16 protein-coding genes and 1 pseudogene are annotated in these 15,753 nt (G+C 27.6%); 7 read left to right on the plus strand and 10 right to left on the minus strand.

The window, feature by feature from the left end; genetic code table 11:
* Positions 1 to 64 precede the first annotated feature (64 nt).
* Both KQ44_RS02775 and KQ44_RS02780 read right to left on the minus strand, forming a co-directional pair.
* A complete protein-coding gene (locus tag KQ44_RS02775; RefSeq protein ID WP_240516441.1) occupies positions 65 to 2,437 on the minus strand; it encodes a glycoside hydrolase family 3 C-terminal domain-containing protein in 2,373 nt (790 codons plus the stop codon).
* 187 nt (positions 2,438 to 2,624) lie between these two features.
* Entirely contained in the window at positions 2,625 to 3,188 is a 564-nt protein-coding gene (locus tag KQ44_RS02780; protein ID WP_096736147.1) for a GNAT family N-acetyltransferase, read from the minus strand.
* Positions 3,189 to 3,362: 174 nt separating this feature from the next.
* Between KQ44_RS02780 and kdsA the strand changes: the two genes are divergently transcribed.
* From kdsA to KQ44_RS02805, 5 genes are all read left to right on the plus strand, one after another.
* Positions 3,363 to 4,178, plus strand: a complete 816-nt coding sequence (gene kdsA / locus KQ44_RS02785) for a 3-deoxy-8-phosphooctulonate synthase (RefSeq protein WP_096736148.1) — start codon at positions 3,363 to 3,365, stop codon at positions 4,176 to 4,178.
* 255 nt (positions 4,179 to 4,433) lie between these two features.
* A complete protein-coding gene (locus KQ44_RS02790) occupies positions 4,434 to 5,117 on the plus strand; it encodes a spore coat protein (RefSeq protein WP_096736149.1) in 684 nt (227 codons plus the stop codon).
* On the plus strand, positions 5,104 to 5,457 hold the full coding sequence (locus KQ44_RS02795; protein ID WP_096736150.1) for a GIY-YIG nuclease family protein: 354 nt from the start codon (positions 5,104 to 5,106) through the stop codon (positions 5,455 to 5,457). The genes KQ44_RS02790 and KQ44_RS02795 overlap by 14 nt, the downstream gene beginning before the upstream one ends.
* A gap of 148 nt (positions 5,458 to 5,605) precedes the next feature.
* Positions 5,606 to 6,403 (plus strand): transketolase, encoded by a 798-nt coding sequence (locus tag KQ44_RS02800; protein WP_096736151.1) that lies wholly within the window; start codon positions 5,606 to 5,608, stop codon positions 6,401 to 6,403.
* Between the two features lie 31 nt (positions 6,404 to 6,434).
* Positions 6,435 to 7,352 (plus strand): transketolase family protein, encoded by a 918-nt coding sequence (locus tag KQ44_RS02805; RefSeq protein ID WP_096736152.1) that lies wholly within the window; start codon positions 6,435 to 6,437, stop codon positions 7,350 to 7,352.
* 81 nt (positions 7,353 to 7,433) lie between these two features.
* Here KQ44_RS02805 and KQ44_RS02810 read toward each other — a convergent pair whose 3' ends face one another.
* From KQ44_RS02810 to KQ44_RS02820, 3 genes are all read right to left on the minus strand, one after another.
* Positions 7,434 to 7,613, minus strand: coding sequence for a (2Fe-2S)-binding protein (locus tag KQ44_RS02810; protein WP_096736153.1), 180 nt, complete (start codon positions 7,611 to 7,613; stop codon positions 7,434 to 7,436).
* Entirely contained in the window at positions 7,606 to 7,818 is a 213-nt protein-coding gene (locus KQ44_RS02815) for a (2Fe-2S)-binding protein (RefSeq protein WP_096736154.1), read from the minus strand. Before KQ44_RS02815 ends, KQ44_RS02810 begins: the two co-directional genes overlap by 8 nt.
* A 67-nt stretch (positions 7,819 to 7,885) precedes the next feature.
* Complete coding sequence (locus KQ44_RS02820; protein ID WP_096736155.1) at positions 7,886 to 8,416, minus strand: DUF308 domain-containing protein; 531 nt, start codon at positions 8,414 to 8,416, stop codon at positions 7,886 to 7,888.
* A 386-nt stretch (positions 8,417 to 8,802) separates the two neighbouring features.
* Between KQ44_RS02820 and rsmH the strand changes: the two are divergent.
* Both rsmH and KQ44_RS02830 read left to right on the plus strand, forming a co-directional pair.
* A pseudogene (gene rsmH / locus KQ44_RS02825) lies at positions 8,803 to 9,710 on the plus strand (16S rRNA (cytosine(1402)-N(4))-methyltransferase RsmH).
* Positions 9,711 to 9,744: 34 nt separating this feature from the next.
* Positions 9,745 to 10,092, plus strand: a complete 348-nt coding sequence (locus KQ44_RS02830) for a septation ring formation regulator EzrA (protein WP_096736156.1) — start codon at positions 9,745 to 9,747, stop codon at positions 10,090 to 10,092.
* A 6-nt stretch (positions 10,093 to 10,098) separates the two neighbouring features.
* On the opposite strand, the gene hprK is transcribed toward KQ44_RS02830, so the two are convergent.
* From hprK to KQ44_RS02855, 5 genes are all read right to left on the minus strand, one after another.
* Positions 10,099 to 11,061 carry an HPr(Ser) kinase/phosphatase gene (hprK, locus tag KQ44_RS02835; protein ID WP_096736157.1) on the minus strand — a complete coding sequence of 321 codons (963 nt, stop codon included), beginning with the start codon at positions 11,059 to 11,061 and terminating at the stop codon, positions 10,099 to 10,101.
* The gene (locus tag KQ44_RS02840; RefSeq protein WP_096736158.1) at positions 11,061 to 11,525 is read right to left on the minus strand and encodes a PTS sugar transporter subunit IIA; all 465 of its coding nucleotides are present in this window, start codon (positions 11,523 to 11,525) and stop codon (positions 11,061 to 11,063) included. Before KQ44_RS02840 ends, hprK begins: the two co-directional genes overlap by 1 nt.
* Positions 11,526 to 11,561: 36 nt before the next feature.
* A complete protein-coding gene (raiA, locus tag KQ44_RS02845; protein ID WP_096736159.1) occupies positions 11,562 to 12,332 on the minus strand; it encodes a ribosome-associated translation inhibitor RaiA in 771 nt (256 codons plus the stop codon).
* A gap of 15 nt (positions 12,333 to 12,347) precedes the next feature.
* The gene (rpoN, locus tag KQ44_RS02850; RefSeq protein WP_096736160.1) at positions 12,348 to 13,658 is read right to left on the minus strand and encodes an RNA polymerase factor sigma-54; all 1,311 of its coding nucleotides are present in this window, start codon (positions 13,656 to 13,658) and stop codon (positions 12,348 to 12,350) included.
* On the minus strand, positions 13,651 to 15,753 hold a 2,103-nt coding region (locus KQ44_RS02855; RefSeq protein ID WP_143277868.1), incomplete at its 5' end, for a DUF4132 domain-containing protein. The genes rpoN and KQ44_RS02855, both read right to left, overlap by 8 nt.

The raw sequence follows: 15,753 nt of genomic DNA on the forward strand, positions 1-15,753 counted from the left end.
AAATATAATGCAACTACTAATAATTAATTAGTAATTGCATAAACGAAAATTTGTGTCAATAAAATTAACTATTTAAAGTATTTAGAAGTGTCTCTATATCATTTCTATTAATAAGACCGCCGCTCATAGTTACTAATGAACGAAGAGGCGTTTCTAATATCATGCTTTCAAACATCTTTTTTGTGTCAGTTTTATCATCTTTAAACATATTATTAAGACCTGATAGTAGTTTATTATAAAAATCTTTTGCAATTTGTTCATGCATCAAGTCTAAAAGATTATTATTGATATTGTAAGGTTTTACTGCTTTTATATTAATTGGCTTTAATTTTCTTTCCATTAATTCTTCAAAGTCTTCATCTGGTATATTGATATCTTTAAAATTAAAATAGCTTGGTATCATCTTTTTATAGTAGCTTTTGGCATTGATTTCTATATTTTTATTTAATGGTAAATTTCTTGAAGAGTTACCTACGGATATTGTATAAATACCGCTTTCTATTTCATATTTTTTGGTTTCAGTATTATAGAATGAAAAACTTCTTTTGTTTAATTTTAATATTACAGTTTTTGTTTCATTAGGCTCTAAAAATACTTTTATAAAACCTTTTAATTCTCTTTTTGCTTTAAATATATTATTTTCTGGGGCAGATACATACAACTGAGCTACTTCGCATCCGAATACATCTCCAGTATTTTTTACATCAAATACTACATGTATATTATCCAAGCCTGCAATTGTATTTGCATCTGAGACTATTAAATTTGAAAATTTAAAAGTAGTATATGAAAGCCCGTATCCAAATGGGAATAGAACTTCTTTTTCTGTTTTATCATAATATCTGTATCCCACAAAAATGGATTCTCTATATTCTACAGCTTTATTTCCACCTGGAAAGTATTTATAGCTTGGATTATCTTCCAAACTTAATGGAAAAGTTTCTGCTAATTTTCCGCTTGGATTAACAATTCCAAATATAATATTAAAAGCAGCACTTACAGCAGCTTCTCCAGCCAAATATAAATTAACTATCCCTTTTACTTTATTTACCCAAGGCATTAAAACAGGAGCACCTATTGAAAGAACTACAACTATATTTTTATTTACTTTTGATATTTCTTCTATTAAGTAATTATGATTTTCTGGAAGATTGAGATGTTTTCTGTCAAAACCTTCAGATTCATAAGAGTTTATAAGTCCTGCAAATATTATTACCAAATCTTTGTCTTTTGATATATTTACCGCTTCTTCTATTAAGGCATTATCTATTTCTGGAGAGTCGGAGTTATAACCTTTAGCATAGTTGAACTCTAAATTATTTTCTTTAAAATATTCTTCTGCAGTATCTATTTTGTATGCATTTATAAGAGAGCTTCCATTTCCCTGATACCTAGGTTTTTGTGCAAACTCTCCAATAACTGCTATTTTGCTTTCTTTTTTTGCAGGAAGTATTTTATCTTCATTTTTTAATAATACTATTGAGTTTTCTGCAATTTTTCTTGCAGTATTATGATTTTCTTCTTTATTGTATGTGAAATTATTATATATATTATCCATAGAATAAAGAGTAAAATATAAAAGTCTTTCTACGGCTTTATTTAATATTTTTTCATCTAATTTATTTTCTTTGATAGCCTCATAAACTTTTTTATCATCATATCCGTTTGTAGAAGGCATTTGCAAATCAAGACCTGCTTTTAAAGCTTTTACTCTGTCATTAACAGCTCCCCAATCTGAAACAACAATTCCATCAAATCCCCATTCATCTCTTAATATATCCGTTAATAAATATTTATTTTCAGAAGCAAATGTTCCATTAACACTATTGTATGAACACATAACAGTAGAAGGTTTTGATTCTTTTACAGCTATTTCAAAGGCATATAAATATATTTCTCTTAAAGCTCTTTCATCAACAACACTATCTATTACCAGTCTTAAAGTTTCCTGATTGTTTGCAGCAAAATGTTTTAAACTAGACTGTATACCGTTATCTTCCAAACCGCTTATCCAGCCTGATGCCATTTTACCAGCAAGATACGGGTCTTCAGAAAAATATTCAAAATTACGTCCGCAAAGAGGGGAGCGTTTTATATTTATACCAGGACCTAATACCACAGATACATTATTGGCTTTAGCCTCTCTAGATATAGCTTCACCCATTTCATACATTATATTAGGGTCAAAAGAACATGCACTGCAGCAGGCGGTAGGAAAACATGTTGATGCTTCAGATTTCTGCAGGCTTAATTCATCGGCTTCTGTACTTTGCTTTCTTACTCCATGAGGACCGTCTGTGAGATATAGAGAATCTATATGCAGTCTGTGTATAGGTTTCGTTGACCAAAAATCTTTACCGCTTAAAAGCGAAACCTTTTCTTCTAATGTCATTTCATTTATTATTTCTTTGATTTTTTGGGTGTATTTATTATTCATAATAAGACCTTAAAATATTATTGTATATCAAAACATTTTTATTTTGCCAATAAATATTTTTAGCTTTTATTAGATATATAGCATTAATAATAATTAGCAAAATATAATAGCTTTAGTATACACTAACATGATAGTATAAATATTACTGTAAATCAATAGCTTTATACTATGATTACTTTGATTAACGCTATTTCCATTTATCAATTTCATCTAATCTAGGTTTGTAAATAGCATTGTATAATGTTTTTGTGATATTATCATGTTCTTCTTTGTTTTTTAATTCTCTGCTTGTCATTATTTTCATTTTTATAGATGATATTTTATTATTTTCATCTAAAGAAGGCATATCATATTCATAGTCTGCTAATATAAAACCAAATCTTTTATACCAATCTATACGTTTTTTTGCTATTTCGTTCAATTCATAAGGCTCTACTTCTATGACTATTAATTTATCCTTAAGCATATCAAGTATTTTTGTTAAAACTTCAGAGCCGTATTTTTTTCCTCTTAGTTTTTTATCTATAGCTAAATATTCTCCAAAATTAAAATCATCTAAATTCCAAATAACAGTAAGCCCAATAGGAGTATTATCATCTAATACAGCATATAGTTTATAATTATTATTATCTTTATTTTCTAAAATCATATCGAAAGACCATCTTTCTTCTTTAGGAAAAGCATCATTATATAACTTTTTATAAAAATCTATATTTTCTAAATTATATTTCATTTCTATTAATTTAATCATAATAATCTCCCAATATAATATTTAGTCCGATTATATACTATTTTTTGAATTAAGTAAATATTGTTTTCATAAAAAATTATTTAATACTATATATAATAATCAGCTTATATATTTAATTGACTTTAAGAATGAATATTGTATCATATATATAAGATTTTTTATAAGGATATAATGATGATTTTTGATTATAAAGGTATAACCAATAAAAATAAAGATTTAATATTTGTAGCAGGTCCATGCGTTATAGAAAGCGAAGAGATGACTATGACTATAGCAAAAAAGTTAAAAGAGATAAAAGATAAATTAAATATACAATTAGTATTAAAGGGAAGTTTTGATAAAGCAAATAGAACTTCTTTATCATCTTTTAGAGGGCTTGGAATGAAAGATGGGCTTCAAATACTTCAAAATGCAGGAAAGGAATTTAACCTTCCAACTATAACTGATATACATGTGCCTTCAGATGCAGAAGTAGCTGCTAAATATGTAGATTTTTTGCAGATTCCAGCTTTTTTATGCAGACAAACAGATATGCTTAGAGCTGCATGCGAAACTAAAAAGGCTGTTAATGTAAAAAAAGGTCAGTTTATAAGCGGTTATGACTGCAAATATATAGCTGATAAATGTTCTGACGCCATTGATGAAAAAAGGTTTTTTTTATGTGAAAGGGGTACTATGTTCGGATACGGCAATCTTATAGTAGATATGAAAAACTTAGAGATAATGAAAAATTATGCACCTGTTATGTATGATGCCACACATTCTTTGCAAATGCCTTCTGCCAATAACGGACAGTCTGGAGGGGCTAGAGAGTTTATACCTGCACTTTTAAAAGCTGCTGTTGCTTTAGGAGTGGATGCTGTGTTTATGGAAGTACATCCTAATCCTGATAAAAGCCCTTCTGATTCTGGAACGATATTTGATTTGAGTAAAGTTGAAGAGTTATGGGCTAGCGTAATAAAAATTAATGCTTTAGTTAAAAATATATAATAGACTTATTTCAAAACTACTTTACAAGATTAAGTATAAAATTATTTAATTTTAAAATTATAAACATAATGTTTTACATGTTGTATATTTTATCATTTTAATATGTAAATATGCAGTCTTTTTGCTTCTTTGTGTCAACAAAAGAAGTGGGGGTGTGGGGGCTAGTCCCCACAATCATAAATAAATTTAGTTTTGAAACAAATCTAATATATCTCTATTTTTATTATTCTGTATTAATTAGGAGTAAAAAATAAAATGAAAAAGATAGTTATTATACTTGCTTCAAGGCTTGGTTCTACAAGACTTCCAAAAAAAGCATTGAAACCCATGGCTGGCTGCGATAGTATGCTTGAGCTTATTATAAAGAGATTGAGAAGTTCAAAAAAAGCTAATGATGTAGTTGTAGCTACAGAAGAAAAATCTTATGATAGTTTTAAAAATATATTTGATAAACTTAAATGCAGTTATTTTGTAGGAAGCGAAGAAGATGTTTTAAATAGATATACTAAAGCTGCAGAAAAGTTTAATGCCGATATAGTTGTGCGTGCTACAGGCGATAATCCTTTAGTGAGCATAAAGGCATTGGATATGATTGTTGATTATCATATTGATAAAAATGCAGATTTAAGCCATTATGATTTACTTCCTTACGGCAGTGGAGTTGAAGTTATTAATTATGAAGCATTAAAATATGCTGATGATAATTCTAGAGATATTTTCGAACATGAACATATTACACAGTACCATTACAGATATGCTGATAAGTTTAAAATAGAAAATCCAAAAGTAATTGAAAGTTTTGCTATGCCTGAGTTAAGAACTACAGTTGATACAATAGAAGATTATAATAATGTATGCAATATTTTTAATAAATATAATAATGATATATATATAGATGTTGATACTATTATAAGCGATATAATAAATGAAAGAAAATAATAATTATTGGTATGTTTATATAATACTTTGCGAGGATAACTGTTATTATACAGGAATTACAAATGATCTTATTAACAGATTTACAAAACATAAAAATGGTAAAGGTGCTAATTATACAAGAAGTCATAAGCCATTAAAATTTTTATCGGCTTGGGTAGTTGATAGTGTTAATACGGCTTTAAGTATTGAACATTATATAAAAAGTGTAAATAAAAAAATTAAAGTTTTATTTGCAGAAAATAACAGGCTTCTTAAACAGTATTATATTAAGCATATAAAAAATAAAAGAAAAAAGTATTATAATAATATAAGGGTTAGAAGTGTGAGTAAAAAAAATTAAATAGTATTAATGCTATGCTGAATAATAAATTATAATATATAAAAAATTAACTGATAGTTATTAATAAATTATTATAAAAGTACTTTATTTGACAATAATAAAATTTTATTATATCATGTAATATAATTTTATTTTATAAGGAATTATTATGTCTTCATTAAATACTCAGATAAGAAAAGATATAGTAAGTATGGTTTATAATGCCAATTCTGGTCATATAGGTGGCTCATTGTCATTGGTAGAGATAATGCATACTCTATATTTTAAGATTATGAACATAGACCCTAAAAATCCTACAATGGACGGAAGAGATATACTTATAATGTCTAAAGGTCATGCTTCAGCTGTACTTTATTCTACATTAGCACATAGAGGATATTTTTCTACAGATGAGCTTTTAACTTACAGAAAATTAGGCTCAAGACTTCAGGGACATCCAGATAAAAAACATTTACCAGGTGTTGAAGCTTCTACAGGTTCTTTAGGTCAAGGAGTTTGTATTGCAGTTGGTATTGCTTTGGGATATAAATTAGATAAAAAAAATGGTAAAATATTTGCTATAGCAGGTGACGGAGAGGCACAGGAAGGAAGTTTTTGGGAATCAGCAATGGCTGCTTCTAATTATAAACTTGATAATTATACATTAATAATAGATAACAACGGACTTCAAATAGATGGTAAAAATGATGATGTTATGAGTTTGGGTGATTTAGAAGCAAAAATGAAAGCATTCGGTTTTGAAACATTTATAGCTGACGGACATAATGAGGCAGAACTTGAAGAGATATTTAATAAAAAAGTATTAGGTAAGCCAAAATGTGTAATAGCTAAAACTATTAAAGGAAAAGGAGTTTCATTTATGGAAAATGCTGCAGGCTGGCATGGTAAAGCTCCTAATAAAGAAGAATATGAAAGAGCTATGGAAGAATTAAATAAACTTGATTAATTAAATAATAAATATTTAAGGAATTAATATTATGGAAAAAAAGGCAATAAGAAATGCTTATGGTGAGGCTTTAAAACGCCTTGGAGAAATAAATAAAAATGTTGTAGTTTTAGACGGAGATTTATCAGGTTCTACTATGACAAAGATTTTTAAATCTGCTTTTCCAGAAAGATTTTTTAATATGGGAATAGCAGAACAAAATATTATGGGAGCTGCTGCTGGACTTGCTATAGATGGTAAAATACCTTTTGCTTCTACATTTGCTATGTTTGGTGCTGGGCGTGCTTTTGAAATTATTAGAAACTCTATTTGTTATCCTAAACTTAATGTTAAAGTAGCAGTTACTCATGCGGGTATATCTGTAGGAGAGGATGGGGCGAGCCATCAGGCTATAGAAGATGTATCAATTATGCGTTCTATACCAAATATGACTGTAATAGTGCCTTGTGATGCTTTAGAGGCTGAAAAAGCTGTATTTGCTGCAGCTGAGTTTGACGGACCTTGTTATTTAAGAATGGCAAGACCTGCTACAAATATAATTACAAATGAAAACACTCCTTTTAAAATTGGTAAGGCTAATATATTAAAAGAAGGTAAAGATATATGTATATTTGCTTCAGGTATTGTTGTGCCAGAGGCATTAGAAGCTGCTCAAATGGCTGAAAAAGACGGAGTATCTGTAACTGTTGTTAATATACATACTATAAAACCTATAGACAGAGAATTAGTTGTTGATATGGCTAAAAAGCACAGTAAATTAATTAGTGTTGAAGAACATTCTATAATAGGGGGGCTTGGTTCAGCTATATCTGAAGTTTTAACTGATGAATACCCTAGCAGATTAATAAGGCTTGGTATTAAAGATACATTCGGCGAATCTGGAACTGTTGATGAGCTTATGAATAAATATGGACTTAATGCTAAGGCTATATATGAAGCTCTAAAATAATAAAGTATAAAAAATGATAATATAAAAGGAATAGAGAATAATTAATTTTCTATTCCTTTTATATTTTATTGATAATTAAATTTATTTAAGTCTATCTTTAAAAATCTCTTTTAATTTATTTCTGCATCCTCCGCAGGCAGTTCCAGCCTTTGTTTTCTTTACTACTTCTTTTAAAGTGTCAATACCATATTCTTTTTTGAGTGATTCTATCTCGTCTAATGACAGCTCTTTGCATTGACATATAAACTTATCATTATTCATCAATTTTTATATCACCAGTTTCTTTATATTCTGCTAGTAAATCTTTTATATCTCCTCGGCAGCTCCAGCAGGTAATTCCAGCCTTTGTGCAATGCATAACTTCTTCAAGAGTTGTAAGTTCTTTTTCCTTTATTGCATTTATTACTTCTTTATATTTTATATTTTTACAGAAACACAATGTGCTGTTTATATTCTTCTGAAACATAGATATTGCTCCCAACAATTAAATTAACGTATATTTTAACAGAATGAGTAATAAAATCAATATATTTTTATATTTTAAAGAACTTACCATAAGCAAACCATAACTGCAATGTTATTATACCGTAAAGTATTAAAGATAATCCAAGAACAACACTTACATATACAGCACCAAGCAGCGGATTAAAAGTTAATATAATACCAGCAAGCAGTGTAAGTATTCCGCTTATCATAGAAAGTCCCCATTGATTATATCCCTCTTTTTTTAATTCAATTGAAGATGATATTGCAACAACTCCTCTTACTATTACAAAAAAAGCTGCTATATAAGGCACAAAAGCACCGCTTATTTGCAGATTAGAAATGATTATAATACCGCATAAAGCAGATATTATACCGTCAAGTAAAATCAAAGTAGAACCTGATTTATGTTTCAAGCCAAAGAAATAAAATATTGAGCTTATTCCAGAGAATATTGTTAAAAAACCTATAATGTAGGCAAGTATTAATACTGTTTCTATTGGATTAAACATTGTGGCTACACCTGATATTATTAATAAAATACCAAATATTAACCATAAAACTCTTCCTAGTTTTCCCATAATATAAATCCTTTTATTAAATATTTTATTTAAATGATAATTTAATATATAAAAAAGTCAATAGATTTGTTTTAAAAGTAGTTGAAAATGTTATATCTAAAACTTATTTAATCTTATATTATAAAAGCATATGTTTTTTCATCATTTTCATAAAATAAATAAAAATAGTCATTTCCTTGCACTTTTGTAGTTTAATACACTATAAAATAAGAGTGTATTTACATGTGAGTTAAATCCAAAAATATAATGAAAAATACTATAAATATTAATAGATTTAATTTTGAAATGAGCCTGATATAATAAATTATGATTATATAGCAGTATATTGTTTTTATATTTTATAAAAGTAAATTATTTTAATAATATTTGTTCCGATAATATTAGTAATGGATAACAATATTGAATTAAATATAGTGCATACACCTGTTATGCTCAAAGAGGTATTAAGTTATATTCCAGAAAATGCCAAAATAGCCATAGATGCTACATTAGGTGAGGGCGGTCATACCAAAGCTATGCTTGATTTAAATCTTGAAGTACATAGTTTTGAAAGAGACGGTATAATACTTGATATAGCTAAAAGACGTTTGAAAGATTATTCTAATTTTCATTATTATAATAATACTTATGATAAGATGATAGAATACCTTGATGAAAAAATAATAGGAAATGTTGATTTTATGCTATATGATTTAGGAGTATCTTTATTTCATTTTAAAAAAGCAGAGAGAGGTTTTTCTTTTAAAGATAATACAATGCTTGACATGAGGCTTGGTATCAATGAAAAGAGTGCCTATGATGTAATAAACGGATACAGTGAAGAAGAACTAGAAAGAGTATTTAGAGATTACGGAGAGCTTAACAATGCTAGAAAAATGGCTAGAATAATAGTAAAAGAAAGGAATAAAAGAAAAATAGAAACATCAAAAGAACTTGAAAGTATTATATTTCATAATACTGATAAATCTCAAAGATACGGTAAAATTCACCCTGCAACATTAGTTTTTCAGGCTATAAGAATAGAGGTTAATGATGAGCTTAATATATTAGAAAAATCTATATTAAATATACCTAATATATTAAAAAATAATGGGGTAGCTGTGATAATAAGCTATCATTCTTTGGAAGACAGAATAGTAAAGAGATTTTTTAAGGAAAATGAAAAAACAAAAATAAAGATGGTATATTTAAATTATTAAATAATAAGGTTAAACTTCCGACAAATGATGAAATAAAATCAAATCCTGCAAGCAGAAGTGCTAAGATGAGAGCCGTACAATTAATAAAAATATGATAATAAAAAATATAATCTTATTGGAGATATGTAAATGAATAAACAGCAGAATAAAACTCAATCAGATACTCAAGAAAAGAAAACATATTCTATAGGATCTGTATTTATTGTTATAGTTATATTTGTTATAATTATAAGCATATTCACATTTGCTAGGAATGTTAAGGCTAATGATATATTAAAAGAAATTTCTGCATTGGATAAAGAAATAGAGCATTTAGAGAAAGAAGTAAAAGTACTTAGTGCTGAAGAAGCAGAATATTCATCTCCAAACAGATTTATAGAAATGGCTATAATTAATGGATTTACCTCTGTTACAGGTGATAATAATGATATTTTATATTTGAAAATAGAATCAGAAAATAAAAATCAAAATAATTAATTAAAATTATTTGTTTGAATTATTAGCCTTTTTCTTTTCTATTTGTGCGATTAATGCCTTGTCTAATTCTTTAGCACTATTATAACCCATTTGTTTAAGACGGAAATTTTTTGCTGCAGTTTCTATTAAAATACATATGTTTCTTCCAGAACGTACTGGTAGTTTTATGTATGGTATTTCAGTATTTAACATATTGTATGTCTTTTCAAAAAGCCCCATTCTGTCATACTGTTCATCATCTTTCCAATGTTCAAGTTCTACTATTAAATCAAGTCTTTTTTTATCTCTAATGGCACTCATACCAGATAATCGGCTTATATCAACAACACCTATTCCTCTAACTTCCATATTATGTTTTATAAACTCATTAGTTTTACCTATTATTCTCCCGTCTCTTAGCTTTCTGAACTCTACAGTATCATCAGAAATAAGTCTGTGCCCTTTTGATATTAATTCTAAAGTAGCTTCACTTTTACCAACCCCGCTTTTGCCAAGTATTAAAACTCCAACTCCAAAAACTTCTACAAGCCCCCCATGAATAGTAAAAGATTCTACAAACTCTTCTTCTATTAATGTCTCTATTCCTCTTATCATATCATATGTTTTTAATTCGCTAATAATAACACAGATATTATTCTTTTTGGCTATTTCTAAAAATATTTCAGGCGGCGTTATGTTATATGTAAATATACATATAGGAATTTTGTAACTAAGCATTTCTTCAAATACGTCTATTTTATTTTCTTCATTAAGAGTAAGCACATAATTAGCCTCACCCTTACCAAATATTTGTATTCTCTCATATGCAAAGTCTTTAAAGTATTTAAATAATGCCATGCCAGGTCTGTTTATATCACAGCTGAATATTTCATTTTCCATACCAACAAAACCTGTTAAACGCCTTATTTTTAAAAAATTATTTCTTTTTTCATTAAGATCTAGAAATTTTGATATTGATACTTTAGGCATTATATTTTCATTTCCTCTTTTGCAATAAGTTCCATAATTTCATCAGGCTTTTCAGCATTGATAAGTTTTTCTAAGAAATGCGGATTATCTCTTAATATCTTAGCTATTGCAGTTAATACTTTTAAATTTTCACTAGCAGAATTTTTAGGGGCAAGCAGCATAAATACAGCAAATACCTTTTTCTTGTCTACAGATTTGTAATTTATACCATTTTTTATTGTTGCCACACTAAGCACTATGCTTTTTACAGCATCAGTTTTTGCATGCGGTATAGCAATACCATTACCAACTCCTGTACTCATTAGTTGTTCTCTTGCTATAATAGCATGTTCAGCATCATCTTTACTTACAAGCAAACCGCAACCGTCTAACCTTTCAACCATTTTAGAGAGAAGACGCTCTTTCTCTGTCTCTTGTACATCTATCATTATAGATTCTTTATTTATATAATCTATCAAACTCATTATTACTTCCTCCAAAATGGTTTTTATTAGTCAAAATTAAATATCGAACATTCTTATTAATACAAATGAATTGTTAGATTCTTTGTATAATGCTTCCGCCTGTTCTGTAATGCTGCTTATATAAACAACAAATTTTTTATCTGTATTTTCTGTCAGATATGTAACTGCTTCACTGACATTGTATTCTTTAATAAGATAATTTTCGCTTTTACTGGCATCTATATTGTTATCTGGAGTAACATTTACTTCATCTATATTCCAGTATTCATCATTATAATATACCTCTAATACTTTGTCATTATCTTTGAATAAAAATACTGGAAATTTTCCTATTTTTATACTGTATAGGTCATTACCTTGTTTAATAGGAAGATAAGCCATATATGGTTTTTTATCGCTTTTAAAATGGAGTACAGCGTCTAATTCATCTAATGGTTTTTCATATATACCTGCAGAAGTTATAGAATAAGCATTATCTTCTTCATCATTTTGCATGCTTTTATCCACAACAGCTCTTTGGCTTTTATCTATGTTTCTTTCTTTTGATTTTCTTATTTCTCTTTCTATTTTTTGAAACATAGCATCTATAGCTACATATAAATCTTTTTCTTTTTCTTTATCATGAAATACTTTTTTACCGAAAGCAATAGTTCCTTGTACAGTATATTCGCCATGCATATAATCACAGATAATATTGGCGTCTATTATTCTATCAGCATGTATTTTGATATTTTGCATCTTATTTGCTATATGTTCTCTGACATTTTTAGTAATTCTTACGTTCTTTCCAATAATATTTTGATGCATAAAATCTCCTTTGTATTATCGATTTCTTGATGAAAAAATGTTCATACTTTTTCGGTATTTGGCTATTGTTCTTCTGGATATATCAATGCCTTCGCTTTTAAGTATTAATCTAATTTTTTCATCGCTTAGTTTAGCCTGAGAGTTTTCTATAATTCTTTTAATAATTTCTTTTACACCTCTTGAGCCAAGCCCGCCATTTATAGCCCTAGAGAAAAAATATTTTATAGAAAAAGTACCCCATACGGTATTAAGATATTTGCCGTTAGCTATTCTGCTTACAGTAGATTCACTTAAATTAACTTCTAAAGACATATCTTTTAAAGTTAATGGCTTTATAAACTCTTTGCCGTATTCAAAGAAATCGAGCTGAAATTTAAGCAGAGCTTCGCCTATTTTTAATAAAGATTTTTTTCTTTCATTTGCTGCATTTATGAGGCTTTCCGCTTCTTTCTTTTTTTCTTTCAAAAAGTTTATACTATCTTTACTTTTCTCTCTATCTAATAGTTTAATATATTTTTTGCTAATTTTCAAGGGGGGTATAAAAGTTTCATCTGTTTTTACAATCCAAATTCCATTTTCTTTTAGTATAAAAAGTTCTGGAATTATATATTTTACAGCAGAAGTATCATATTCCCTTGCGGGGTAGGGTTCTAATGTTTGTATGAGTTTTAATGCTTTTATAACAATATCTTTTTCCACACCTATACTTGAGGCTATATAATCATATTCTTTTTTAGAAAGTTTATCCAAATAATTTTCTACTATATTGATAGCAGTATCATATATCAACTCATTTTCTTTTGAGTCTTCCTTTTTTTTCATTTTTAATTGTATGGAAAGACATTCATTAATATCTTTTGCAGCTACTCCGTATGGATCAAAAGTTTTTATTACAGATACTATTTTTTCTATTTCTGAAACTGAAGCATTAAGTATATTAGACATCTCTTCACTTGTGTTTTTTAAATACCCGTCATGATTTATAAAACTGCATATTTGTTCTGCAAGTTCTATTTCTTTTTTACTTTTAAAACTTATTTCTATCTGACTTTTTAAATGAGAAAATAAACTTTCTTTTCCGTTTGCAGCAGTATTCTCTATTATTGAGTCAATATCCGATGAAGATGATTTTGAAGTGTATTTATCCTTTACATCATACTCCAAAAATGGATTATCTTCCATTGCTTTTTCTATCTTTTCTTTTAATTCCGCAGCATTTGAAGATATAACATCAAGCCATAATCTAGTTTGATAGTTGAGCCTTAAATCATTTTTGATAGCCGTTCTTATAGATGTGTTTGCTGATAAAGATGTATTATTAACCATAAAAACCAATAGATAAATAATATATCAATGTGCTTATAAATCTATGAGATATTTTATAAGGAGATATATTAACTCCGAATCTGTTATGATCTTCTAGCTTGTAAAACTTTATATTATCAATTTCTATATCTTCATCATAGAGACTGCAGTTTATTTCTGCCGCTATTTTTAGCACATCATCTAATAAATAATATGATACATGTTCTTCAAAATATTCTACTTTCATATCTAGTTCTTTTGATAATTTTTCCATATATTCAAAAGATAACTGTTTATTTTTTAAACAAACTATAGCATCATTTTCTATATCATCTTCTTTTAGAAAATATCTTTTTAATTTTATCTGTTCTACAGGCTGATTTATTTCATACAGCTCTAATTGATAAGCCCAAATTTTTTGATAATCTTCATCTTTATCAATAGGGTGATATAATGTTATATAATACTTTATATTTTTAGGCAGTTCGTATAAGTCTTCATCTATAGAAATTAAAGAGCCGTCCTCCATATATCTGAAGCATTCTATTAAATTATTATCCTCATCATATACGCCCCAAATAAATGCAAGAGTGAAATACTGCATAACGGGATTCTCTACAAATACTTCAAAAAAAGTTTCATAGTCCCATTTTCTTCCATTAAACATAACTTTTTTTAATTTTTCTTTCTGATATGTAATTATAGCCTCTAATGAATTACGTATATTAACTAAATCCATTTTTGCATTTTTTACTCTCTCCTCATCATCTCCTTCTATAGCATCTGGAAGTTCTTTTATTATTTTGTGATTAGAGTTATCTATTATTTCCAAATATGAGTCACTTAAAAGCTGAAGTGTAAAACTTTGTTTGCCGTAATTAATAATTTTGTTTCTTTCAGTATTAAATCCTAAATTTGGAAGTACTTTATCAAATAAATTATCTATAGGTATATTTAAACATTCTGAAGCCTTTTTAAATGATTCTATAGCTGCATTTTTTAATTTTTTGTTCTTTGACATATATATAATATGATTTATTATCATAAGAGCAAATTTTTCACCATTCATAGCTATTGCAGGTATTATATATGCTGCTAGAGATGATTTGAAATTATCATGCCAGTATTCTATTTTGTCATATAAATTTACTATTTGATTATAGTCAGCATAAATACAGTAGGGTATAATAATATTCTTTTTGTTTTCATCAGCACCATTATCTATCCAGTATCTGTATACATTTTCAAGAGCAGCCCTAAAAGAAGGCATATCAAATAAATCAGCAATCTTATCGATATCCTTTATTCTATACGGCTCTTCAAGAAGCATATATTCAAGAAGTATATATTTCATGACTATTACAGGTACTTTTGTTTTTTTATCCTTTCTCAAAACTACATCAGATATTAATGCCTTATCTATAAAATCAATAATATGTTCATAATTCTCATCATAATAATCATCTATATATTGTATTACATCATCTATTGTTTGAAATTTAAAACTTTTTCTGTTATAGTTCCATCTTTTTATGATATTCTTTAAATGAAACTGCACATCTTCTCTGTAGGCATGTATACTGCTTTCTACATAAGGTCTGGAATTGTACTCATCTTTTTCTATTAATTCTAAAGCACATTTTAATACATCTTTGTTTTTTAAATGAAGTACATAGCATAGTGCCGAGTAATTTGTTACTGCGGCTTTATCTTTTCTGTATAACATTTCTAAAAAATCTGATAAGGCATAACTTTTATGCGAAACTGCTTTCAAGAACTTTTTATCATGAAATAAATCTATTACATAATCAGTATTTTTGTTTATAAGTTTGAGAATATACTGCTGTTTAAATATATATATAGGATAGCTGTAAATATATGTTATTATTAAATCTTTTAAATCTAAATCATACCCCTCAAGATATTCTAATACTTCTTTTAATTTTATATTATAAAACTCTTTTTTATCTCTAATCATTAATGGTATGGCAAGATTATAAGGCATAGCTTTTAATAAACCTCTTACTATTTTTCTCGCCTTTTCATTATAGTCATACATCAATATTATAATTTTTGATGCGAATATTATTTCATTACTTAGTGCAATGTTTATATT

It is taken from the genome of Brachyspira sp. G79, from assembly GCF_002379365.1.
Taxonomy (GTDB): Bacteria; Spirochaetota; Brachyspiria; order Brachyspirales; family Brachyspiraceae; genus Brachyspira.

What these genes read in the sequence shown, in the direction of transcription:
- KQ44_RS02840 (WP_096736158.1), bottom strand. Translation starts at nt 11,525, where the DNA reads ATGAGTTTGATAGATTATATAAATAAAGAATCTATAATGATAGATGTA.
- raiA (WP_096736159.1), bottom strand. Translation starts at nt 12,332, where the DNA reads ATGCATCAAAATATTATTGGAAAGAACGTAAGAATTACTAAAAATGTC.
- KQ44_RS02775 (WP_240516441.1), bottom strand. Translation starts at nt 2,437, where the DNA reads ATGAATAATAAATACACCCAAAAAATCAAAGAAATAATAAATGAAATG.
- KQ44_RS02805 (WP_096736152.1), top strand. Translation starts at nt 6,435, where the DNA reads ATGGAAAAAAAGGCAATAAGAAATGCTTATGGTGAGGCTTTAAAACGC.
- rpoN (WP_096736160.1), bottom strand. Translation starts at nt 13,658, where the DNA reads ATGGTTAATAATACATCTTTATCAGCAAACACATCTATAAGAACGGCT.
- KQ44_RS02800 (WP_096736151.1), top strand. Translation starts at nt 5,606, where the DNA reads ATGTCTTCATTAAATACTCAGATAAGAAAAGATATAGTAAGTATGGTT.
- KQ44_RS02795 (WP_096736150.1), top strand. Translation starts at nt 5,104, where the DNA reads ATGAAAGAAAATAATAATTATTGGTATGTTTATATAATACTTTGCGAG.
- KQ44_RS02820 (WP_096736155.1), bottom strand. Translation starts at nt 8,416, where the DNA reads ATGGGAAAACTAGGAAGAGTTTTATGGTTAATATTTGGTATTTTATTA.
- kdsA (WP_096736148.1), top strand. Translation starts at nt 3,363, where the DNA reads ATGATTTTTGATTATAAAGGTATAACCAATAAAAATAAAGATTTAATA.
- KQ44_RS02810 (WP_096736153.1), bottom strand. Translation starts at nt 7,613, where the DNA reads ATGAATAATGATAAGTTTATATGTCAATGCAAAGAGCTGTCATTAGAC.
- KQ44_RS02815 (WP_096736154.1), bottom strand. Translation starts at nt 7,818, where the DNA reads ATGTTTCAGAAGAATATAAACAGCACATTGTGTTTCTGTAAAAATATA.
- KQ44_RS02830 (WP_096736156.1), top strand. Translation starts at nt 9,745, where the DNA reads ATGAATAAACAGCAGAATAAAACTCAATCAGATACTCAAGAAAAGAAA.
- KQ44_RS02790 (WP_096736149.1), top strand. Translation starts at nt 4,434, where the DNA reads ATGAAAAAGATAGTTATTATACTTGCTTCAAGGCTTGGTTCTACAAGA.
- hprK (WP_096736157.1), bottom strand. Translation starts at nt 11,061, where the DNA reads ATGCCTAAAGTATCAATATCAAAATTTCTAGATCTTAATGAAAAAAGA.
- KQ44_RS02780 (WP_096736147.1), bottom strand. Translation starts at nt 3,188, where the DNA reads ATGATTAAATTAATAGAAATGAAATATAATTTAGAAAATATAGATTTT.